This is a genomic window from Corynebacterium sp. LK33 (genome assembly GCF_014334955.1).
Taxonomy (GTDB): domain Bacteria; phylum Actinomycetota; class Actinomycetes; order Mycobacteriales; family Mycobacteriaceae; genus Corynebacterium; species Corynebacterium jeikeium_D.
Genome location: NZ_PDGU01000018.1, coordinates 121,258 through 143,689, shown reverse-complemented (window position 1 = coordinate 143,689; position 22,432 = coordinate 121,258). Strand labels below are relative to the sequence as shown.

At 60.8% G+C, this 22,432-nt stretch carries 19 protein-coding genes, 1 tRNA gene, 1 other RNA gene and 1 riboswitch; of the genes, 3 read left to right on the top strand and 18 right to left on the bottom strand.

Going from position 1 to position 22,432, the window contains the following annotated elements:
• Nucleotides 1-18: 18 nt before the first annotated feature.
• The 13 genes from CRD20_RS05925 to CRD20_RS05865 all read right to left on the bottom strand — a co-directional run bounded on the left by CRD20_RS05925 (nt 19) and on the right by CRD20_RS05865 (nt 12,642).
• Nucleotides 19-744 (bottom strand): suppressor of fused domain protein, encoded by a 726-nt coding sequence (locus CRD20_RS05925; RefSeq protein ID WP_187405053.1) that lies wholly within the window; start codon nt 742-744, stop codon nt 19-21.
• A gap of 34 nt (nt 745-778) precedes the next feature.
• Nucleotides 779-2,050, bottom strand: coding sequence for an aminotransferase class I/II-fold pyridoxal phosphate-dependent enzyme (locus CRD20_RS05920; RefSeq protein WP_187405080.1), 1,272 nt, complete (start codon nt 2,048-2,050; stop codon nt 779-781).
• 125 nt (nt 2,051-2,175) lie between these two features.
• Nucleotides 2,176-3,645, bottom strand: coding sequence for a SulP family inorganic anion transporter (locus CRD20_RS05915; protein ID WP_187405079.1), 1,470 nt, complete (start codon nt 3,643-3,645; stop codon nt 2,176-2,178).
• Nucleotides 3,646-3,962: 317 nt separating this feature from the next.
• Nucleotides 3,963-4,057: signal recognition particle sRNA small type (ffs, locus tag CRD20_RS05910), an RNA gene on the bottom strand.
• A 233-nt stretch (nt 4,058-4,290) separates the two neighbouring features.
• Nucleotides 4,291-4,376: transfer RNA gene (locus tag CRD20_RS05905), tRNA-Ser, on the bottom strand.
• A 174-nt stretch (nt 4,377-4,550) separates the two neighbouring features.
• The gene (locus tag CRD20_RS05900) at nt 4,551-4,898 is read right to left on the bottom strand and encodes a metal-sensitive transcriptional regulator (RefSeq protein ID WP_065421667.1); all 348 of its coding nucleotides are present in this window, start codon (nt 4,896-4,898) and stop codon (nt 4,551-4,553) included.
• Nucleotides 4,891-7,101 carry a cation-translocating P-type ATPase gene (locus tag CRD20_RS05895; RefSeq protein WP_187405052.1) on the bottom strand — a complete coding sequence of 737 codons (2,211 nt, stop codon included), beginning with the start codon at nt 7,099-7,101 and terminating at the stop codon, nt 4,891-4,893. The genes CRD20_RS05900 and CRD20_RS05895 overlap by 8 nt, the downstream gene beginning before the upstream one ends.
• Before the next feature lie 20 nt (nt 7,102-7,121).
• Nucleotides 7,122-7,331 (bottom strand): heavy-metal-associated domain-containing protein, encoded by a 210-nt coding sequence (locus CRD20_RS05890; protein WP_070603629.1) that lies wholly within the window; start codon nt 7,329-7,331, stop codon nt 7,122-7,124.
• A 37-nt stretch (nt 7,332-7,368) separates the two neighbouring features.
• A complete protein-coding gene (locus CRD20_RS05885) occupies nt 7,369-8,547 on the bottom strand; it encodes an HNH endonuclease signature motif containing protein (RefSeq protein ID WP_187405051.1) in 1,179 nt (392 codons plus the stop codon).
• 120 nt (nt 8,548-8,667) lie between these two features.
• Complete coding sequence (locus tag CRD20_RS05880; RefSeq protein ID WP_187405050.1) at nt 8,668-10,188, bottom strand: AMP nucleosidase; 1,521 nt, start codon at nt 10,186-10,188, stop codon at nt 8,668-8,670.
• Nucleotides 10,189-10,282: 94 nt separating this feature from the next.
• Entirely contained in the window at nt 10,283-10,636 is a 354-nt protein-coding gene (locus CRD20_RS05875; protein ID WP_187405049.1) for a hypothetical protein, read from the bottom strand.
• Between the two features lie 10 nt (nt 10,637-10,646).
• Nucleotides 10,647-10,767, bottom strand: a riboswitch (SAM riboswitch).
• A 115-nt stretch (nt 10,768-10,882) separates the two neighbouring features.
• Nucleotides 10,883-12,121, bottom strand: coding sequence for an Nramp family divalent metal transporter (locus CRD20_RS05870; RefSeq protein WP_187405048.1), 1,239 nt, complete (start codon nt 12,119-12,121; stop codon nt 10,883-10,885).
• Between the two features lie 68 nt (nt 12,122-12,189).
• On the bottom strand, nt 12,190-12,642 hold the full coding sequence (locus tag CRD20_RS05865) for a flavodoxin family protein (RefSeq protein WP_016421860.1): 453 nt from the start codon (nt 12,640-12,642) through the stop codon (nt 12,190-12,192).
• Nucleotides 12,643-12,784: 142 nt separating this feature from the next.
• On the opposite strand from CRD20_RS05865, the gene CRD20_RS05860 reads away from it, so the two are divergent.
• Nucleotides 12,785-13,132 (top strand): DUF4288 domain-containing protein, encoded by a 348-nt coding sequence (locus CRD20_RS05860; RefSeq protein ID WP_016421859.1) that lies wholly within the window; start codon nt 12,785-12,787, stop codon nt 13,130-13,132.
• A 264-nt stretch (nt 13,133-13,396) separates the two neighbouring features.
• Here CRD20_RS05860 and gluQRS read toward each other — a convergent pair whose 3' ends face one another.
• Nucleotides 13,397-14,338 carry a tRNA glutamyl-Q(34) synthetase GluQRS gene (gluQRS, locus tag CRD20_RS05855; protein ID WP_187405047.1) on the bottom strand — a complete coding sequence of 314 codons (942 nt, stop codon included), beginning with the start codon at nt 14,336-14,338 and terminating at the stop codon, nt 13,397-13,399.
• A 315-nt stretch (nt 14,339-14,653) separates the two neighbouring features.
• Here gluQRS and CRD20_RS05850 point away from each other — a divergent pair, with 315 nt between their 5' ends.
• A complete protein-coding gene (locus CRD20_RS05850; RefSeq protein WP_224784318.1) occupies nt 14,654-14,797 on the top strand; it encodes a hypothetical protein in 144 nt (47 codons plus the stop codon).
• A gap of 126 nt (nt 14,798-14,923) precedes the next feature.
• Nucleotides 14,924-15,700, top strand: coding sequence for a queuosine precursor transporter (locus CRD20_RS05845; protein ID WP_187405046.1), 777 nt, complete (start codon nt 14,924-14,926; stop codon nt 15,698-15,700).
• Nucleotides 15,701-15,760: 60 nt separating this feature from the next.
• On the opposite strand, the gene CRD20_RS05840 is transcribed toward CRD20_RS05845, so the two are convergent.
• The 4 genes from CRD20_RS05840 to CRD20_RS05825 all read right to left on the bottom strand — a co-directional run bounded on the left by CRD20_RS05840 (nt 15,761) and on the right by CRD20_RS05825 (nt 22,192).
• The gene (locus tag CRD20_RS05840) at nt 15,761-16,540 is read right to left on the bottom strand and encodes an ABC transporter permease (RefSeq protein WP_187405045.1); all 780 of its coding nucleotides are present in this window, start codon (nt 16,538-16,540) and stop codon (nt 15,761-15,763) included.
• Nucleotides 16,541-16,553: 13 nt separating this feature from the next.
• Nucleotides 16,554-17,516 (bottom strand): ABC transporter ATP-binding protein, encoded by a 963-nt coding sequence (locus CRD20_RS05835; RefSeq protein ID WP_187402556.1) that lies wholly within the window; start codon nt 17,514-17,516, stop codon nt 16,554-16,556.
• 268 nt (nt 17,517-17,784) lie between these two features.
• Nucleotides 17,785-19,086, bottom strand: a complete 1,302-nt coding sequence (gene tgt / locus CRD20_RS05830) for a tRNA guanosine(34) transglycosylase Tgt (RefSeq protein ID WP_187405044.1) — start codon at nt 19,084-19,086, stop codon at nt 17,785-17,787.
• Nucleotides 19,087-19,147: 61 nt separating this feature from the next.
• Nucleotides 19,148-22,192, bottom strand: coding sequence for an MMPL family transporter (locus tag CRD20_RS05825; protein ID WP_187405043.1), 3,045 nt, complete (start codon nt 22,190-22,192; stop codon nt 19,148-19,150).
• Between the last annotated feature and the right edge of the window lie 240 nt (nt 22,193-22,432).

Sequence of the window (22,432 nt, the reverse complement as noted above, 5' to 3'; positions counted from 1 at the left end):
CCTTCCACCCCGGACCGGCTAGTTCGAACCCTCCTGGGCAACAACCGACTCACGGCACCAATCCCGCAGGTCAGCGTCCACCTCGGCCAACTTCTGCATCAACGCCTGCGGACCCTGCTGCTCATAAAACACCAGCTCCGCATCCGTAATTGGCACCAGCTGCGTCATCGTGGTCATGCGCCCCTGCGGCGACTCCACATCGCCCTCATGCAGGCTGATTTTGCCCGGCATCTCGGACACATTCGGCACCCCGTCGCTCCACACATACGGCACCGTGCACAGCACGTGCGCCACGGTAAAGGCAGTGCTTGACGACGACTCCCCTACCTCGGCCACCTGATCGGCAGCCAGCCGCACCGCATTCGGAATAACACGGCCCGGAATTGGCGACAGGAACTCCGGTTCTTCCTCCACCAGCGCTCCCGCGGCCGCGACCATGGTGGCCACGGGAAAATCAGCGTATGCGACGGAGAAGAGCTCCACGCGGATATCCGTCTTTGCTGCGCCGGTCAGACCACAGTAGTTGCGGCCCAACTCCACGGTGGCGGCTGCCGTTTCCGGACGACGCTCGTTCGCTTGGCCGTCCGGCCCGTCGTAAAGCGAGAACTCAGCGACCCGCAGCGGAGCCGAATCGTGTTCCTGCCCGTGCCGACCACTGGCCGGCAGCTCCGTCACATACTCGCCGACCTGGGGTTCTCCGGGGAAAAGCCCGGAGATCCAAAACTTCGTCTCTTCGAAGTTCATATAGTCCTATCCCGACCTACCTGGCTTACTTGGCCTACGCAGTCGCTTTCTCAGCGGCGGCGAGCAGCACACAGGTAGCGACGCCATCCATAGCAACCTCGAGCTCCTCCATCGGAGGCAGCGACGGTGCCAGGCGGATATTGCGATCATTCGGATCCTGCTTCAGCGGGAAGGAAGAACCAGAACCGGTCAGCGCAATGCCGGCCTCCTTAGCCAGCTCCACCACGCGACGAGCAGTGCCATCAACCACGTCGAGGTTGATGAAGTAACCGCCGGTCGGCTTCGACCACTCTGCCACGCCGTACTCCGTCAGGCGCTCATCCAGAATCTGCAGAACCTTCTCAAACTTCGGAGCCAGCGAACCTGCATGACGGCGCATCTGCTCGCGCACACCCTCCGCGTCACCGAAGAACTTGGCGTGAGCCAGCTGGTTGACCTTATTCGGGCCAATGCCGCGGATACCAGCGTGCTTGAGGTAATCCTCCAAGTTGGCGTCCGAGGAAGCGTAGAAAGCAATGCCAGCGCCTGCGAAGGTGATCTTCGAAGTCGAGCCGAAAGCCCACACGCGGTTCGGGTTACCGGCCTCTTCCGCCCACTTAATGACGTTGTGAACCTCCGGGAACTCATCCGTCAGCGTGTGAACCATGTAGGCGTTATCCCACATCAGACGGAAATCCGGAGCGGCAGTCTCCATTTCAACCAGACGGCGGCAGACCTCAGCGCTGTAGGTCACGCCCGTCGGGTTGGAGAACATCGGGACATTCCACATGCCCTTAATCTGCGGGTCGGAGGCCACCAGCTTCTCCACGACATCCATATCCGGACCGTCTTCGTTCAACGGCACCTGGATCATCTCAATGCCGAAGTGCTGCGTGATAGCAAAGTGCCGGTCATACCCCGGAACCGGGCACAGCCACTTCAGCACCGGCTCCTCGTTCCACGGGCGCTCCGAGTCCACGTTGCCGAACTGCATGGCCCACGAAATCAGGTCAAACTGGATGTTCAGGCTGGAAGCATCCTGTGCCAGGACGTTTTCCACCGGCAGATCCAGCAGTTCTGCCCAGATAGCGCGGATATCAGTAATGCCCTTGGCGTTGCCGTAATTGCGGACATCCTCCCCAGAAGCCGAAATGTAATCCGGCGCCGGGAGACCCAGCAGGGCGTTTGCGAAATCGAGCTGCTCCGACGACGGCTTACCACGAGTCAAATTCAGTGCGAGGTTACGGGATTTCAGTTCCTCATATGCCTTCGCAAACTCATCCTTGTGTGCCGCCAACTGCTGAACATCGAAGGAATCCACGGCCATGGTGTACGCACCCTCCCAGGTATCGGACATAAGTTAAAACCTGACAAAACTGGCACGGAAAACTTTTTCCCCGCGCCGCATCCGGCTTTGCAACCAAGTGTAAGGCATACCCCGGATTGGGATTTCTACAACTTCCCCGACAGCGCATCCAGACGCTGCTTACTCGGCCCCTCCAAGCCGATAATTTCCACCTCTTTGCCCCGGTCAGCAAACTTGACCCTCACGGAATCTAACGCCGCCACCGTGGAGGCATCCCAAATCTCAGCCTCCGACATATCGATGACAATCCGCTGCGCAGGATCGGTGTAGTCGAATTGGTACACCAGGTCGTTACTGGAGGCGAAGAACAACTGACCCCGCACCTTGTACGTCCGGGAGTGGGCGCTGGGATCGTCGTCAAGCACTTCAATCCTGACCAGATGAGCGACACGGCGCGCGAACATCAGCGACGCCACGACCACACCCGAAATCACGCCGATGGCGAGGTTATCCGTCGCCAGCGTAGCGATGACCGTCACCAGCATCACCGCCGTCTCCGAACGCGGCATCAGGCGCAACGTCCGAGGGGAGATCGAGCGCCAATCGACCGTGTCCACCGACACCACGACCATCACCGCAACCAGCGCCGCCATCGGAATCACTCCAACTGCAGAACTGAGCAGAAGGACCAGAATGAGCAGGAAGACACCGGAAAAGAGCGTCGTCAAGCGAGTGCGTCCCGACGATTCCTTCACACCCACCATCGTCTGACCAATCATCGCGCAGCCAGCGATACCGCCGAAGAAACCGCCCGCGATGTTCGCCACACCCAGCCCCCACGTCTCGCGGGTCTTGTCCGAATGCGTATCCGTGATGTCGTCCACGAGCTTCGCCGTCATCAGCGATTCCATGATGCCGACAATCGCCACGCCCACCGAATACGGCGCAATCAGCTGCAGAGTCTCCCAGGTCAGGGGCACATTCGGGATCAGCAGCTGCGGGAGGGATTCCGGAAGCTCGCCCATATCGCTCACGTTCGGCACGCGCCAATTCGCCAACACCGCAACAAGCGTGACGACGATCACCGTTACCAGCGGAGCCGGAATCGCGGTGAACACGCGGGGCAGGAACACCATAATCGCAATACCCAGAGCGACCAGCGGATACACCAACCAGGGCACATCGATGAGATGCTCGAGCTGCGCAGTGAAAATGAGGATACCCAGCGCGTTAACAAAGCCAATCATGACCGCGCGCGGAATGAAACGCTGCAGCTTAGCGATACCCAGCGCCGCAAAAGCAATCTGCAACACACCCGCGAGCAGCACCGTTGGAATGAGGTAATCCATCCCGTACGTCCGCGACAACGGCGCGACGACGAGCGCAACCGAACCAGCGGCAGCAGTAATCATGGCCGGGCGACCACCCGTAAAGGCAATCACGATGGCCATAATCACCGAGCTAAACAGCCCCACCGCCGGGTCCACGCCCGCCAAGATGGAAAACGAAATGACCTCGGGGATCAGCGCGAACGACACCGCAGCACCGGCCAGCAGCTCGGTGCGCAGGCGCTTCGGTGAAGAAACTGCGAACCGGAAGGAGCCCCACACGCCCATTGGGGCTGGGGTTTCTCGGGTTTCGGGTGGTTCTGGTGTTTCTAGCGGTTCTCGTGTTGTCTGTGGTGGTACTCGCGTGTCGTCTGCATCGCTCATGCACAGTATTCTTCCAGACCAGCGAACGCGACCACTTGTGGCCAAGGTATTCACCTATCGATGCGCTGCAGCGTGGCCATAAGTGAATAGCTCATCGATAGGTGAAATGGCCTGGCCAATATCGCGGGGATAAGTGCCGAAAAAACATCGATAGGTCACAGGAAACCGCCGACAAGTGCCCGAAACCTAGCCATAAGTGCCAGAAGAACGCCGGGGATAAAAAAAGGGGACCCCACGCACCCGTCAGAGCTCGCTGACCCTTGCTGCATTCCTGCCCTGGGGGAGTTCACGAGATGGACGCCACATGGGATCCGTGAAGACAGCCTACTACAGGCCCACGCAAAAAGTCACACTGCTAGCGCTCGCCGCACCGGTCAGCGAAGAACTGCCACACTAATCAGGGCGTTGCCACCACGGATTCGTCACCAGTTTCGTGACAGCATTCATGACAGTTCCCCGCCTCCCCGCAGCCCCCGGCATACACTGCAAATCCACTCACCTGCATAAATACAAGAAAACCCCCGGCGTAAACCGGGGGTTTTCACTCTGCGGAGGATGTGGGATTTGAACCCACGAGGGATGTGACTCCCGCACGCGTTCCAGGCGTGTGACATAGGCCGCTAGTCGAATCCTCCAACGTCGTTAAAGACTACCCAACAAACCCCATTTTCCCAAAACGCTCCCCCTACCAGGGAAAACGAGGCATTGAAGCGGCACTCCCGCGCAATCGGTGCAACCAACAGCAACCAACTCCGGCTGCCGACTGCCGACTGCTGTTTCGCCCCCCACTCCCGGAATTTTTCCGGGAGTTACTTAGCCAGCCGAGCAATCGCCGCCGAGGCCTCCTCCAGCTTGGCGTCCAACTCCTCCGGGCCGCCCTCAGCCGCATGCACCACACAGTGATGGAGGTGAGCATCCAGAAGAGTTAACGCCAACGACTTCAACGCCGAATTCACCGCCGAAATCTGGGTCAAAACATCGATACAGTACTCTTCGTTCTCAATCATCCGACCAATGCCACGAACCTGCCCCTCAATGCGACGGATACGGGATTCATAACGCCGCTTCTCCACGAGATAACCGGGATCAGTGGTGTCATGGCAGCAAGAATCGTCGTCAAGCGAATGCGATTGCGACGAACAACAAGACTCACTCATGAGTTACTCCTTTTTGAATAGCTGGTTGACTCGGAGAAAAACCGCGCAGACGCAGACTGTTGCCGACCACAAAAACCGACGAAAACGCCATCGCAGCGCCAGCCAACATCGGATTCAGCAACCCCAGCGCGGCGACGGGAATTGCCAAAACGTTGTAGAAAAACGCCCAAAAAAGATTCGAACGAATCGTGCGAAGCGTCCGGCGTGACAACCGCAGCGCATCCGCAGCCGCCAACAAATCACCACGCACCAGCGTGATATCCGCAGCCTCCATCGCCACATCGGTGCCCGTGCCCATCGCCATGCCCAAATCCGCCTGCGCAAGAGCCGCAGCATCATTGATGCCATCGCCGACCATCGCCACACACGCGCCGCCAGCCTGCAACTTCTCAATCGTCGCGACCTTATCCTCCGGCATCACTCCCGAAATCACATCCTCGCGAGCAATACCGACCTCATCTGCGACCCGAAACGCCGGGTCGGCGGCGTCGCCGGTCAGCAGAATCGGCCGCACCCCCCACTCCCGGAATTTCGCGACCGCAGCCGCCGACGTCGGCTTCACCGAATCCGACACCTCCAACGTGCCCAGGAGCTCGCCGTCGCGGCGCACCGCAACCACCGTCCCCCCACTCCCGGAATTTTCCCCGGAGCGACCGACCTCGATGCGGTGGCCATCCACGGTGCCTTCAACCCCCACTCCCGGAATATCCCGGAAATCCGAAACCGGGAGTAGAGAATCCGGATCCGCCGCACGCACAATAGCCTGCGCAATCGGGTGATGCGACGCTGCCTCCACCGAAGCAGCAAGCGGCAGCAGATTTTCGGGAGTGGGAGGGACCTCCGTCAGCTCCATCACACCCGTAGTCACCGTGCCGGTCTTATCCAGCACAACCGTGTCGACCTTCCGCGCCGACTCCAGCACCTCCGGGCCACGCAGCAGCACACCAACCTTGGCACCTTCACTCGTGCCGACCAGGAGCGCTGTGGGCGTCGCTAAGCCAAGCGCACACGGGCACGCGATGATGAGCACGGCGACCGCAGCCGTGACCGCCTCACTCGCGCCGTGCCCCGTAAACAACCACGCGCCCAGCGTGACCGCGGCGATCGCGATGACGGCGGGCACGAACACTCCCGAAACCCGATCCGCCAGCCGCTGCACCGGCGCCTTACCCGTCTGCGCCGCCTCGACCATCGCCGCCATCTGCGCCAACTGCGTCTCCGAGCCCACGCGCGTTGCCCGCACAAGCAGCCGCCCAGACGTATTGATCGTCGCCCCCGTCACCTCATCGCCAGGGCCGACCTCGACAGGCATCGGCTCGCCGGTCAGCATCGACGCATCCACCGCCGACGCGCCCTCCACGACAACGCCATCCGTCGCGATCTTCTCACCAGGCCTAACGACGAACACCACTCCCGGACGGAGCTGTTCCACGGGCAGCCGCTTCTCCACTCCCGAACTTTCGAGAACGGAGACATCCTTGGCGCCAAGCTTCATCAACTCCCGGAGTGCCTGACCGGCGTTGCGCTTGGAGCGCTTCTCGAAGTAACGACCAATCAGCACAAACATGATGATGCCGGCCATCGCCTCGAGGTAGATGTTCATATCGGCATCACCAGGAGTGACCGTGAAGTGGAACTCGTGCTTGAGCCCCGGCAGCCCGGCACGCCCGAAGAACAACGCCCACACACTCCAGAGGAACGAAGCGGTCGTCCCCATAGTGATCAGCGTGTCCATGGTGACCTCGCCATGACGCAGATTCTTCAGTGTCGCGCGGTGGAACGGCCAGCCGGCCCACACAAAGACCGGCGCCGAGAGCGTGAGACACAGCCACTGCCAATTAGTGAACTGGAGGGCAGGGATCATCGACATTGCGATGACGGGAGCGGTGAGGATGACAGCGCCGATGACTCGGTTGCGCAGGTCTTCCAGCTCCCGGTCTTTCCCTTCGGGAGCAGCACCCGGTTCCTGTTCGGGCTCCTCCTGCGGAAGCTCAGCGGTGTACCCCGCTGCCACGATTGTGTCGATCAGTTGCTGCGGGTTGATGTCCGCCGGCGCCTCCACATGCGCCTTCTCGGTCGCATAGTTCACGCTCGCGTTAACGCCATCAAGTTTGTTCAGCTTGCGTTGGATACGGTTTGCGCACGACGCACACGTCATCCCGCCGACGGGGATATCAAGGATGAGAAGTTGCTGCTCAGACATCCGCTTTCCTCTTTGGGGGTTTAGTTTGCGACCGCCTTGTAGCCAGCTTCATCCACTGCTGCGATTACGGCAGCGGTGTCAATGTCTGCATTCGAGGTCACGGAAAGGAAATTCCGGGAGCGGTCAACCTGGACATCAGTGATTCCCGGGAGTTCAGAGACTTCCTCCCGCACCGATGCCTCGCAGTGTCCGCATGTCATGCCAGTAACAGTAAAAGTTTGATTAGCCATACCCCAAGATATACCCCCTATGGGTATTTCTGTAAAGCTATTCGCGTTGACGGTAGCCCGAGTAGGCCCGCCCCGCGAGAGCTGTCGGGAAGGCAAGGTTGAATTCGGGCGGCGCGTGCGGAGACGGCGGGTGGCGGTAGACCGCGCCGGAGCCGTCGTCACGCTCGAGGTGCCCGTTGAGGCCTTGCCTGTCGTCATCGTTGGCAGCGTTGTGTTCTTTGCAGGTCATGACCATGTTTTCCATAGTCGTGGCGCCGCCGTTTTTCCTGGCGACCAGGTGATGGGCCTGCCCGGCGTGGGCGGGGCGCGGGCACCCGGGCCACGCGCAGATGGGGTTGTCGAGGATCATCGCGATGCGCTGTTCCTCCGTCGCCAGGCGCGGGTTGTGTATCGGGAGTAGGTCGGTCGGAGTGTTGTGCTCGTCGTAGACCAGCACCCAGCCGGTGTCCGCGAGCAATGCCTCGACGAATTGTCCGGGAGTGAGGACGGATCCGTTGGAGGTCGCCGCAAACCGCGGGCTGTACTCCACGATGTCTTGCGCGGTTACGATGAGCGCGGGCTGGTAACGGAGCTTGTCGACGTCGTCAAGCGGCCCCTCCGACCCGTGCGCCAAGCGTTCTGCCAGCGCTTGACCGACGCACCGATCCCGGGTGTAATCCTCGTGCGCTTTGGCGATTTCAGCTGCGCGCACGGTCAGCGGCGCGACCAGGTCGTCAATCATGTTCGCCGGACCAGTGACCTGCAGATGCTTCATCCCGCGGATGTCCGGATTCCGGGAGACGTGGGCGCGCAGGTGCTGCGGCGGCTCGTCGGTGTGGTTGAGCTCCTTGACCTTGGTTCGCATGTAGGTGTCGAGGCCCTCGAAGTCGTAGGCCGCGGCGGCGCGGGTGAAGTCCAGGCGGTAGTACTCCCGGATTTCGACGTTGTTGAGTTGCCCGGAGCGCTTGTCGATCTGCATGACCGTGTCCAGCGACAGCTTCAGCTCCCGGGCGATTGCGACGGCCTTGTCGCGGGATTCGACGTCCACATCGCCCTCGACGGTGCCGAACAGCCGCTCGGCACAGCGCAGCAGGCGCTTGAGGCGGAAGGGGTCGAAGCCGATGCTGGCTGCCAACTCCCGGTGCCCGGTGGATTTTTCCGGGAGTGCGGCGCGCAGGTCCGCGAGCACGTCAATACCCCGTGTCGCCAGCGCGCTGAGCAGTCCCAATGTCGTCATGGGGCTAAGGCTAGTTTCCGGGAGTGGGCGGCTTCAATCGCTTTTTGGCGTTGTCCACAGCCGTCGTAAAGCATGCACAATCTGCACAAACGGGCTTGACGACGCACTCCCGAAAGTGCCCTACCGGAACGCGACCTCTCCCACCGGCCGACGTAATTTCCGGGAGTGGAGGGTGTCGGGAGCCGCGGCCATGTCCTCGCACGCGCGCACGGCGGCCATGAGGTGCTCTTCCTTGGAGGACTGGTAGAACTCGCGGGCGGATTTCGGGAGTTTGGGTTTGTCGTGCAGCGGCATGTCGGAGACGCTGAGCAACGCGCCGTAGGGCACGCGGAAGCGGTAGCCGTTGGCGGCGATGGTGGCGGATTCCATTTCGACGCCGATGGCGGTGGATTTCTGCAGCTCTCGGTAGAGGTCGGCCTGAGAGCGCCACTCCCAGTTGCGGTCGGAGGTCGACAGCACGGTGCCGGTGCGCAGACGCTTTTTCAGCTCATCGCCGGTGAGTCCGGAGACGCGGGCGAGCGCGTTGGTGACGGCGAGCTGAATTTCCGCAATCGGTGGGATGGGCTTTTCCAGGGGCACGTAGTTGTCGAGGACTCCGTCGGCGCGGTCGTAACCGTTGGCGAGAATCATGTCGCCGATGCGCATGCGACCGTCGAGGCCGGCGCAGTGCCCGACCATCATCCAGCAGTGCGGGCGCGTGACGGCGAGGCAGTCGGTGATGGTTTTGGCATTGGAGGGGCCGACGCCGATGTCGATGATGGTGATGCCGCATTGGTCGTCGCGAAGCAAGTGGTACGCCGGCATCTGCGAGGCGTGCGCGTGCTGGCGGCAAATTCCGGGAGTGGGGATGGCGCCGATGTCGTAGCGCTGCCCACCCGGGCACGCCAGCGCCGTGTACCCGTGCGGATTTCCGGGAGTGAGGGTGGCGGCGTATTCGAGGAACACGTCCGTGTGCAGCTGGTAGTTGGTGAACAGCACGAAGCGCTGGATGTTGGCGGCGTGCGACCCGGTGTAATGCTCGAGTCGCTGGAGGGCGAGGTCGATGCGCTGGGCGGTAAAGAGGCTCAAAGGTTTGATGAGAAGGCCCAGGTAGTCGGCTTCGCCGTCGGCGATGGTGTCGTCGATGCAGGCGGAGTCGATGGGGGTGAATGTCTTCTCCACTGCCGCCAACGTGCTTGCCGACGCCCCCTCCCTCCCCGCCGCTTCTTCGGCGGCCGCATCGAAGCCGCGGCACATCCGGAGTGGGATGGGCTGGTCGGAGACGCGCACCTCGACTTCGCCGCCGTGATTGGCGAGCAGGTCGTTGATTTGCTCGATGAGGTAGGTGCGGAACATCACCGGGCGGGTGATGGTGGTGGCATACACTCCCGGGCGGTCGACGAAGCCGTGCGACAGGGAGGGGTCGACATCCTCGACGGCGCTGCCGGCCGGGACGGTGAAGCGTAGTTCGGGGTAGTAGGCGCGCACCGGCCCACTCCCGGAATTTCCTTCGGTGGCGGCGGTGTACTGCTCGACTAGGTAGGCCATTCCCGCTCGGTGGATTTCGGTGAGCCGGTCGACGGCTGCGGCGGCGTCGGTGTAGAAGTCACCTTCGCCTTCGGTGGGCCAGAACGGGGGTGTTGCGGAGTCTCGTACCTGCATAGTCCAAGGCTAGGTGGAGAGGTTCCCGTTCGCATCCGCGCCGCGCTCATCAACGCAACGCCACGTCCATCACGCCGCGCCCACCAAGCCAAGCTCAGTGCCGGCTCCACACTCCTTCGCGGCTGCGGCGGACCTCAAAGACCTGGTGCACGTGGTAGCCGCCAATGGTGGGGATGGTGAGGAAGTGGCGGCCGTCGTCAAGCTCGTGCCAGAGGATGCGGCCGTAGCGCACGCCGTCGCGGACGTGGGCGCTGAGGTAGTCGGCGCGTTGTTGGCCGCGGAGGGTGGCGTAGAAGGCGGGGTCGACGGGGAGTTGGACGAGATTCCGGGAGTGGGGGGCGATGTCGGCTTCTTGCAGCCGGATGGCGACGGGTCGGCCGTCGACGAGGAGGTCAGCGGTGTGACGGCTGAGGTGGATGATGTGGACGTCGCTTATTGTGGTGTGCATTTTGCGCTCCTATTCGCTCTTCCCCGCAGGCGGTCTGTGGGGCTGATCTTCCTTTGGGGCACCGGGTCCGCGAATCGGGCGGTTGCCTATCGACGCTGTCAAAGGCCATTTCTCGTCGATATCTTGTGATCGTGTCGCCCACCCTAACACCAACTAGACAGCTTTGTCTACCATCTCCCGCACGCTTTACGACGAAGCCCCCACCTTCCACTCCCGAAAGCTACCGCCTTCCACCTCGCCCGCTGACTACCCCTTCCCCATCAGCACCAGAACCACCAGCGCCACGTTGAGCGCGATGATGAGTCCGCAGATAACCCACGCGACCCGGCGCAGTAGCGGGGTGTTGGCCCAGATACCCATCTCGGCATGCGAGGAGGTCATGCGCACCAGCGGAACCAGCGCAAACGGGATACCAATCGACAGCACCACCTGGCTGAGCACCAGCGCCCACGTCGGCTCCACGCCGCTGGCGATAATGAGCAGCGCCGGGATGATGGTGACTATGCGGCGCACCAGCATCGGCACGTGCACTTTCAACAGGTCACGCATAATCAGGTCGCCGGCGTAGCAGCCGACAGAGGACGACGCCAGCCCGGAGGCCAACAGCCCAACGCCGAAAAGTATGCCCACCACGGGACCAAGTGCGCTGGTCACAGCGGCGTGGGCGCCTTCGATAGAGTCAGTCCCCTCCACCCCCGGGAGCGCTTCGGCCGCAAGACACAGCATGCCGATATTCACCGACCCGGCCAGCACGAGCGCACCGAAGACATCGATACGCGTGGCACGCAGGTGTTGGCGCAGCGAGGCGTCATCTTCCACCTTGTACTCGCGGTCGCGCACCAGCCCGGAGTGCAGGTAGACCGCATGCGGCATCACGGTCGCGCCCAGCATGGACGCCGCCAGCACCACGGTGTGCGCGCCCTGGAAGCGCGGCAGAATTCCGTTGGCCATCTCCCCGAGGCTCAAGCCCGTGACAAACAGCCCGGCCAGGAACCCCACCGTAATGACCAGCAGGAACGCCACAATCACGCCCTCAAAAGTGCGTTGCGAACGCCCACCCTGAAGCAACAACAGCCCCAGCGAGACCACACCGACAATGACACCACCGAGCAGCATCGGCGTTCCGAAGAGCAGATACAGCGCGGTGGCGCCACCAATAATTTCCGCCACATCCGTCGCTGCCGCCACAATCTCGGCCTGCACCCAGTACGCCAGCCGCCCCGGCCGGTTCGAACCGAAGCGGTCGGCAACGCCTTCGGTCAGCGACCGCCCCGTCACCAGGCCATACTTCGCCGACAGATACTGCACAACCATCGCCATGAGGTTGGACACGACCAGCACCCACAGCAGCAGATACCCGTAGCTCGCGCCCGCAGACAGGTTCGCAGCCACATTTCCGGGGTCCACGTAGGCAATCGCCGCCACAAACGCAGGCCCCAGCAGACTCATCATGGGCTTGCGGTTTTTCTCGCTTGATGACGTCACTTGCGACCCTTGTGCCCCTGAATCATTCACCCGGCCATTATTTCACGGCCTCGACACTAAATCTTCAATCAGCCCAAAATTTGGGCAGCCATGGTGCCACCGAGATTTACCAGGCGGTCGGAGATGTCGTCGTCAAGCGAACCGACGAACACGACGGGTTCGGCCGCAAGCTCCCACTTGTAGCCGGTCGTGATGGTTTTCATGGCGTTTTCCGCGCCGGTGGTGTCGAAGCCGCCGCGGATCCAGTAGGAAAATGGCAGCCCCTTGGTAACTTCCTGTGCCTCCCGGAAGGTGGTGTCGAAGAAGTGCTTGAGCGCGCCGGAGATGTAGCCGAAGTTGGCGGAGGTACCGAGCAGGATGGCGTCGGCGCTGGTCAGGTCGTCAATGGTGGCGTCGAGAGCCTCGACAACCTTGACATCCACGCCCTCTAGCGCGGGATCGTTGGCGCCCTCGAGCGCGTGACTTAAGACCTCCTGCAGGAGCGGGGTCGGGGAATGGTGGACGACTAGAAGAGTAGGCATGTCCCGAGGGTATCGGCAGTGATAGGGTAAGCGCAGGTTTCAGCAACAATCCAATGTTTATCAATTCGAGTAAACGTGGCGTCCAGTAAGAAAGCCTCAAATTCGTACTGAACTAGGGGGCAATCGAAGAACGGAAAAATAGATGGAACCATACATCGGAATTGCAGTTTTTGAGTTAACAAAGCAAAGAGATTCAACCTCGGCGAATGAGAGCTTCTTCCGTGAGGACTTATACATTGTCTTTGCCGATTCTGATAGCGCCGCATACGCGCAGGTCGAAGCATTAGCCCACGAAAATGAATTAGCCCCAGAAGATCCTTCCCACTCGGGAGGATCTGTCACGTTGCGCCACATCGTCGATGTCGCCCCCGCTCTTTACGGTCGCGTCGATACAGACATCGACATCTATTCTCGCCACTTCGCATCCCTCGAGGATTACAAACGCTTCGAAATGAAATTAGGTGGCAAAGATCCTCTAGCGGAATCCTAAGACCCATATCATGAACCGCTCCCGCAATTTTGCAGTTGCTGCACTTCTCTTAGCCTTGACCTGCTACATTGGACTGTTTTTCGTCAGCACTGCGCTCTCCGATGCCTGGACAATCCCCCTCGCCGTCGGAGTCTTCGGATTCGGCCTGGTTAGCTTTCTTGCAGCACTGAAGGCCCGGGCAAACGGTTTGACAATCGTGGCGGCACTAGTTGCATTCGCACTCTTGCCCCTAACGTATGTACTAGCCGTAGTTCTCGGCAGCCCCTAGAAAATCACCTGTTCGCGAGGAATTTTCATGCCCGCGCGTAGGGCTTCCGGGAGGTCAGCGATGGAGTCGATCTCTGTATTACCGCCACCATCGCTACCAACACCGCCACCGAGCGAATCCAGAATCCACCGCTGCGCTGCATCCACGGGCACCTCGCCGAGAGTCACGTCGCCATCACGCTTGGACAACCGCCGCCCTTCAGAGTTCACCACCAGAGGCACGTGCACGAAGGAAGGCGTCGCGTACCTCAAAAGACCAGCCAAGTACGCCTGACGCGGGGCGGAGGACATCAGGTCATCGCCACGCACGACCTCGGTCACCCCCTGCTCGGCATCGTCGACGACGACTGCGAGGTTGTAGGCCCACATGCCATCGGCACGCTGGAGGACAAAGTCATCGATCGGGGCGGTAATCTCGCCATACAGTTCATCGGTCGCGGTCCCCTCAGTCACCTGCGATTTCAGGCGTATCGACGGTCTTCTCCCCGCCGCCGCAAATTCGGCTTTCTTCGCGGCGAGGTGCTCGTCGTCAAGCGAACGGCACGTGCCGGGATACTGACCTGGCACGCCATGCGGCGCGGAGGAGGCGGCGAGGATTTCGCGGCGCGTGCAGAAGCAGGGATAGGTCAGGCCGCGTTGCGTGAGGTCGGCGAGCGCGGATTCATACAGGTCAGAGCGTTCTGACTGGCGGACCGGGGCGCCATCCCAGTCGATGCCGATGGCCTCGAGATCGGCGAGCTGCTGCACCTCATACTCGGGGCGGGAGCGCTGGCGGTCGATATCTTCGATACGCACGATGAAGCGGCCACCCTGCGCGCGGGCGTGCGCCCAGGCGAGAACTGCGGTGCGCAGGTTTCCCAGGTGCAGCCGACCGGTCGGCGAAGGGGCGTAGCGGCCGGTGGGTAAAGTGAAATTAGTCAACCGTTGGGAACTGGTCACAGGAATATGTTAGCGAGACCCCAAGATGATAGTTGAAATCTTGGGGAAAGATTTCCGGTTGAATAACTCAAATCATCTTGGAGGAAATTCATCTTTTACTCGAAAGGCATTCATGACCTTTCAATAAAATCAAGGGTTAATGTATGCGTGACTTTTTGTAAGCGGATCTTTTAGAGGAGAACAATGTCATCACGTTTGCGCGTAAATTGGCTAGCATCGATTTCCATTATCGGACTAGTCGTGAGCCTCCTCTGTCTCCTGGGCATCGCAAATGGGATGTACACATTGAGCAAACTAGCTAACCAGACTGCCGTTATGAGTACAGCAGCTATTACGGCAAAGACAGATCGCGCGCTGCTCTACTGCTTAATCGCTCTTGGCAGCCTGATTGTAAGCTGTTTTACATTTATTGTTAATGGAATGCGCAGTAAGCGTGGAGCTAAGAAAACAAATAATTAAACCCGCTCATCCTCTAACTCCTGCGGACTCAAACCCACAGGAGTTAGAGGATGAAAGGCAAAGTCGGCCTCGAAGACTTCATCGGCGCTCGCTTGGAGCCCTAAGCGGCAGGTAACATTCCCTCCCGTGACAAATAACGAAAACCTGCCCAAGTCTGGGCCGGGCAACGCCGAGGCTGCCGCTGTGAGCACCTCGCACGCGCCCGAGAACGCAGTAAAGTCCGAATCCACAGCAACCACGCCACGCCACATCCCGGTACCGAAATCGCTGTACCCTATGTTCACGGCCATTTTCATTGGCGTGCTGATTGTCTCCAACATCACCGCCACCAAGGGCGTGGAAATCTTCGGCCTGGCCACCGACGGTGCCTTCTTCCTCTTCCCCTTGAGCTACGTCATCGGCGACGTGCTTTCCGAGTGCTACGGCTACAAAGCCACCCGCCGCACCGTGTGGACCGGTTTCGCCATCCTCGCCGGCGCAATGCTCTGCTTCTTTGCCGCCATCAAGCTCCCGGCGGCACCGTGGTACGAAAATCAGGAAGCATTCGCCACCGTCCTGGGCACCGTCCCGCAGCTTGTTCTCGCAGGTCTGGCCGGTTATGTCGTCGGCCAGCTGCTCAACGCCTGGTCGCTCAACGCCATTAAGAAGCGCACGGGCGAAAAGGCCCTCTGGGCGCGCCTGATGGGCTCGACTGTGGTCGGCGAGTTCGTCGATACGCTCATCTTCTGCTCCATCGCCGCCACCGCGATCGGCATCGACACCTGGGGCACCTTCGTCAACTATGTCATCGTCGGCTTCATCTGGAAGACCGCCGTCGAAATTGTAGTCATGCCAGTCACCTACGCCGTCATCGCGTGGGTCAAGCGCCGCGAAGGCTACTACGACACGCGCGTTCCCGCTTAACGACGAAAAAAGTGCCGCGACCTCGCCTTAGAAGCGAGAAATCGCGGCACTTTTTGCTTTTTACTTCACATCCCGTTTGGCATTGACCCAATGAGCAACGCCAACCGCCACAACGATCCAGGCCACCAGCACCACGATGTTGAACCACATCGGCTGCGTCATCCCAGCCTCAAACCCGAGGCGTGGATTCTCCGGGTTTGCCATCAGACCGCCCAGCTGCGTTGACAACTGCTGAATGCGTGCACCCGGCGTGGCCAGCCACAGTGGCCGGAAAATCGCATACGCGAGCGCCGCGAACTCCAGCATGCTTTCCACCACCAGGATCCACACCAGCGGAATGGCGACAGCGGCCACGCGCGAGCGCGTCAACACTCCCAGCGACATCGCGATCAGCCCAAACACAACAAAGCCAAGCACTCCGGCGAGCATGTCCGTGGCAGCGTCGCCGCCCTTGAACTCCACGCGCGGGGAAACCGTCACCGATAACCAAGCAAGCGCCACACCAATGACCCAACAGACAGCAATCAACACAAGCGTCAGCGTCATCCGCGCGGCCAGCCACAAACTCCTTCGATCCTGCGTCAAGAACGCATGCGCATTCATCTGATCGTTGTACTCACCCGCCAGGGTGGAGCCGCCAAAGGCAATCACGATCATGTTGAAGATCACCGTCCCCAACAGCAGCAATTCCCAATCAGCTGTCGCACCAACGTCGGCCGCCATGCTGAAAGCCACCATCGGCCCAGCTATCGAGCCGACCAACAGCACCACATACACCCACGTACCGCGCAGGCTGGCTAGCTTCATCCATTCCGACCGCAAAGCGTTTCCAAAACTCATCTCAGTCACTCCCCTACTGCCCAATCGCCTGCGCGCGGTACTCCTGCGATTCCTGGGTCGCAGCCAGGAACTTTTCCTCTAGGTTGTCGCGCTTCGTGTTCAACCGCGTCACCAGCAGCCCCTCACGCAGGGCAGCGGCTGCGATGTCGCGGCGGAGTTGCTGCTCGCTGATGCCGTCGTAAAGCGGAATGCGCAATTGCTTATCGACGTCAACCCCACGCGCCACCGGCCCCAACGCCTGCAGCAGCCGAGCCGGATCATCGACCTCAACTTCGACGACCGTGCCGTCGGCGAGGAATTCGTCCATGGTGTACTCGCCGATCATGCGGCCGCGACCGATGACGACAATGCGGTCGGCGGTGAGCTGCATCTCGGAAAGGAGGTGCGACGACACGAGAACAGCGCAGCCCTGTGCTGCCAGGGCCTTGATGGTGTGGCGCATCCACGAGACGCCTTCCGGGTCCAAGCCGTTGACCGGCTCATCCAAGATCAGATGCTGCGGCTTGCCGAGCAGAGCCGCCGCCACTCCCAGACGCTGCTTCATACCCAGCGAATAGCCGCCGACCTTGTCCTTCGCCGCCTCGGTCATACCGACCTGCTCGAGGCACTCCTCCACACGGGTGTCGGGGATGCCGGCGCCGCGGGCGAGGGCCCGCAGATGAGCACGGCCCGAACGAGCCTTGTTGTGCCACGTCGCATCCAGGATTGCGCCCGCGACGCTGGGCTTATTCTTCAGCGTGGAAAAGGGCTGGTTGCTGTAGGTGTTGCCCTGCGAATCCGTTCCGGTGAACAAGGCCTGGCCCGTGGTCGGGGCATCGAGGCCCAGCATGCAGCGCATGGTGGTGGACTTGCCGGAGCCATTTGGGCCGAGAAAACCTGTCACGACACCGTCGGGAACGGTGAAGGACAGGTCATCGACGGCTAATTTCGAACCGTACTTCTTGCTGAGTCGTTCAACCGTGATCATGCCCTCCATGATGCCGGTTGAGACTGCCTCGCGCAGTAGAGCTAGGTCTAGTTTTGAGCTTCCCCCCGGGCCCGCCCAGCCGTCACTTCACGCCACTGGACTGATTCGGGTGTTCCCTGCCACTTCACGCCACTGGTGTCACCTCATGCCATCTCCACAGATGGCATGAGGTGACATGGCTGTCGTGAAGTGCGAAAAGGCAGAAGCCTAGCCCCAGCCCAGCCACAGCCCAACCGACCCAAGCACTCCCCAGCACACCCCAGCCCCCAGCCGACTCCTAATTCCCCACCGCACGGCCACCGTTGGCGTAGTAGCGGCCCATGAACTCATCGCGATACTCGAAGAACCGGTCCTCCAGGATCGCAGCGCGAATGTTCTCCACCAGCTGCACCATGAAAAACAGGTTGTGAATCGTGCACAGCGTGCCAGCCAGGTACTCCTTGGCCTTCAACAGATGATGCAGGTAGGCCCGGGAATAATTCAGCGAAGTGTAGGAGGGCATCTCCGCATCCACGGGGCGGAAGTCGTTCTTGAAGCGGGCATTCGTCAAGGTCATCCGGCCATCGAGCGTGTACACACCACCACGGCGGGCAAGCCTCGTCGGAGCCACGCAGTCAAAGGTGTCGGCACCGGCCTCGACAGCGGCAAAAATATCGTCCGGCTCGGAAATCCCCAGCAGGTGGCGGGCGCGGTCGTCGGGAAGCTCGTCGTTGACCCAACCGCAGATCAGGCCCAGATTCTGCTTCTCAATCGCCCCACCAATGCCATAGCCGTGGAAGCCCAGCTGGCCGGCATCCTCGAACTCGCGGGAGAGCTCCACCAGCCCGCGGGCGGCCTTGCGGCGCAGGTCTTCGTACTGCGCACCCTGCACGACACCGAATAACTGCTGGATGGGCAACTGGCCGTCGTCAAGCGAATGAACATGCGCATCGACCTGACCGCGCGAAATCGTCAGCTCGTTGTGAGCCTCCAGGCAACGGCGCGCCCAGCGGTGCGTGCGCTCGACGGATGCCTCCTGGTAGCCGCGGGTGTTCATCAGCGTGGTGAGCTCGTCGAACGCCATCATGATGTCGGCGCCCAGCGCGTGCTGAATACGCATGGACACCTCCGGCGTGAAGCGGTGCTCGGAGCCGTCGATGTGCGAGCGGAAAGTCACGCCGTCCTCGTCGACGAACGCGTTGCGCTCTTTGCCCTCGGCGACGATGTCATCCTTCTGCATGCCGGTGACGTCCATCGCAAGGGTCTTTTTAAAGCCCGCGCCGAGGCTGAGCACCTGGAATCCGCCGGAGTCGGTGAATGTCGGGCCGTTCCAGTTGGAGAACTTTGCCAACCCGCCGGCCTGGTCGACGATTTCCTCGCCGGGCTGCAGGTACAGGTGGTACGCATTCGACAGCATCGCCTGCGCGCCCGTGGACCGCACCTGCTCTGGCGTGAGCGTCTTCACGGTCGCCTTCGTGCCGACCGGAATGAACGCCGGCGTAGCAATATCGCCATGCGGGGTGTGGATGGTGCCAGCACGTCCGCGCGCGCCTTCGATTTGCTTTACGACGTCAAAGCCCGTCGTCCTCGACTGCGACATGAAGCTCCTTGGTTGTGGTCCAGTGCTAATGCCTTGAGGTTACCTGGGCGCTATTCGCGAGTTACTCAGCGCTGTCGTTTTCCTCGGGTTGGGCCGCGTTTTCCGGGTCCCACACGGCGCGGCTACGACGTGGCGCTTCCTCTTCGAGTCCTTCGCGCCTCATCAGTTCCGCAACCGTGATCTTCTTCCGCTTACGAGCCGGGCTGTAGTACGGGCGGACCTCGATGTCCTTGGCATTTTCCGGGTTCGGCTGGGCGTCGGTTGATTCAGCTGGTTCGGGCTGCATGAGCTGTTCGGTCGGTTCGGTCGACTCTGCCTGCTCCGCCTGCTCTGGCTGTGCCGGCTGCTCTGGCTCAGCTGGCGCCGTCGGAGCGGACAGTTCGGCCTGCTCAGTGCGCGCGGACTGTTCGGCATGCTCGGACTGGTCAGCGGGTTCGGGCTCCTTCAGCTTTGCCTTCTTCCGCTTCGGAATCCAGCGGTTACGCTTCTTGGTCACGACAGCCACAGCAGTACCACCAGCTGCGCCCGTTGCAGCGGCCGCGCCCGCTGCACCTGCCGCGCCAGCACCGACTTCACCATCGGCACTGTCTGTTTCGTCCTCGTCAGCGTCAGCGTCAACGTCGCCAAAGCCACGCCCAGCGCCTTCGCTTTCGGGCAACAGGGACTCACCGCGAGCCATACGCTCGCGGCGGCCCTTCTCCACCAGCTCCTCGGAAACCTCTTCCAGGGCAGAGCCTTCGACATCCACAGAAGGCAACACCTTGTCCAGCCACTTCGGCATGTACCAGGTAGCGCGGCCAAGCAGGAACATGGCTGCCGGGATGAAGGTCATGCGGATAACGAAGGCGTCGAAAAGCACTGCGGCACCCAGCGCGAAACCGAATACCTTGATAATCGCCAGGGGTTGCCCGGCGAACGCCGCGAAGACGGAGATCATAATAATCGCAGCGGCCGTGACCACACGAGCGCCGAGAGTAAAGCCTTCAACGACCGATTCTTCGACCGCGTTGTACTTCGACTCTGGCGAGGATTCACCCTTGTTGTGGGTGTAATGCTCGCGCATGCGGGAAACCAGGAAGACCTGATAGTCCATGGCCAAACCGAACGTCACACCAATGAGGAAGATTGGCACAAAGCTGACCAGCGGCCCCGGAGTGCTAATCACACCCCAGAGGCCATCCTGGAAAAATGCCACCGTGACACCGAATGCGGCTGCGACAGAGAGCAAGAAGCCCACGCCAGCAGTCACCGGCACCATCAGGGAACGGAAAATCATCAGCAGCAGGATCACTGCCAGCCCCACGACAACGCCCAAGTAGAGCGGCATTGCGCCCTGGAGACGGTCGGTGATGTCAATTTCGATAGGAACCAGGCCAGTGACACCGGTGAATAGGCCGGTGGTTTGCTCAATCTGCTTCTGCTGATCGCGCACCGCGTTCATCAGCTGCTTGGTCGCAGGATCGAGCGGACCCGACTTCGGGGTCATAATCATCTTGACCGCAGTGCCGTCATGATTCATGCCAATCATCTGGATGTGCTCGACACCGACATTGGATTTGAACTGGTCGACAGCGTAGCTATAGGAAGCCTTACGGGCGGCCTCGATGTCAGAGAGTTCCGGGTTGGTCTGTTTCAGGGACTCGATAAGTGGTTTGAGCACCGGTGCGTCGGGCTTCACATCATCCGACTTGGCAATAATGATGAGCTGTGAATTACGTCCCGCGCCGAAGCCCTCTTCAATCATGGTGATGGCCTTGCGGTTCGTGCTGTCCTTCGCCGCAGTAGAGTCCGACGGCAGCGCCAGCTTCAAGTGCATGGCCGGGTAGGCCAACGCCAACAGCAAGACGATACAGCCGACCAGGAACAACCCTGGGGCCTTGTGCACGAAGGTGACCCAACGGCGCCCCATCGTCATCTCGCCGAAGAAGGAAGAGCGGCGTCCCTTGCGCGCATTACGCGAGGGGTTGCCGGCAACACCGGGCACGCGACCAGCGAAGACCTTGTCGCCCAGCAGAGACATAACTGCCGGCAGCAGGGTCAGAGAGACCAGCACTGTGAAGGCCACCGTGATTGCCGCCGAAATACCCATCAGGGACATGAACGGCACCTTGGCAACCGTCAGCGCTGCCAACGCAACGATCACAGTGAGGCCAGCGAAAACCACAGCGGAGCCCGCCGTACCGGTAGCCATGCCGATGGCGTCTTCGTTGGTCATCCCTCGGGCTCTTTCTGCCCTGTAGCGAGAGAGGATGAACAGTGCGTAGTCAATACCGACAGCCAGGCCGAACATGACGGCAAGCACCGGGGTAATCGAGTTGACGTCAGTGAATGCGGTCATCAATGTCACACCAAAGACACCGATGATGATGCCCACTACCGCCGTCACAATAGGCAAGAACGAAGCCACCAGAGAGCCGAAGGTGACAACCAGCACGATAAACGCCACGGTCACACCGATAATCTCCGAGGTCGGAGCTACCTCAATCGCGGGCTGCATGCCCGGGCCAGAAGCCTCGACCTTGATACCTGCGTCACGACCGGCCTGCATCGCGTCGAGAAGCGCCTGCATATTCTCCGGCTCGATGTCCTGCGGCATCTTGGCATCGAATACGAAGGTGGAAATACCGTAGCGACCGTCATCGGACACGGTACGCATGGCATTGGCATCGGCCTCGGCGACATCCTTGGGCAGGCCGGCGGCCATGCCCTGTTCCTTGACCATCGCCTGCATCTTCGGATTGAGGTCTACCGGGTTGTGAAGTTGCAAATCGTCGGCGATTTGGCCGACATTGTCGCGGATGCCGTTAATGACCTGGTCAACAGCTTCTTTATTCTGTGGGTCATCGAGCCTCTGCCCCTCGGGGGCCTCGAAGGCGACATAAATACGCTGCTCTCGAATTGGGTTCGGAACATCGGGGAACTTTTCCTCAATCACGTGTGAAGCCGTTGCCGACGGCATGCCGGGGATCGAGAACTGGTCGATGAACCCCTTCTGGAATGCGGCAACTGCACCGCCCAGCCCCGCCAAAATCAGGAACCACGCGATGATCACAGTCCATTTATGCAGGTAGGAGAACCTGCCGAGTTTGAACAAGGCCTTTGCCATGTCAAGTTTCCCTTACGTCTAATATTCGCCTGGACCGCCCCCAACTGCAGCTTCCCCAAGTTCGCGCTACCCAAGCACTCCCTCGGACTTCACCTGCAGTTTGAAGCCTCTTCGCTACTCCGATGCTAGCGACCACCCCGGATTGGCCAACATCAACTCTGGCGCTGACGCGGTCACTGGGGGCGGGCACGACATAAAAACCGGAAATACTTTTGCTAAGAGTAGCGGACTTCCCGGATA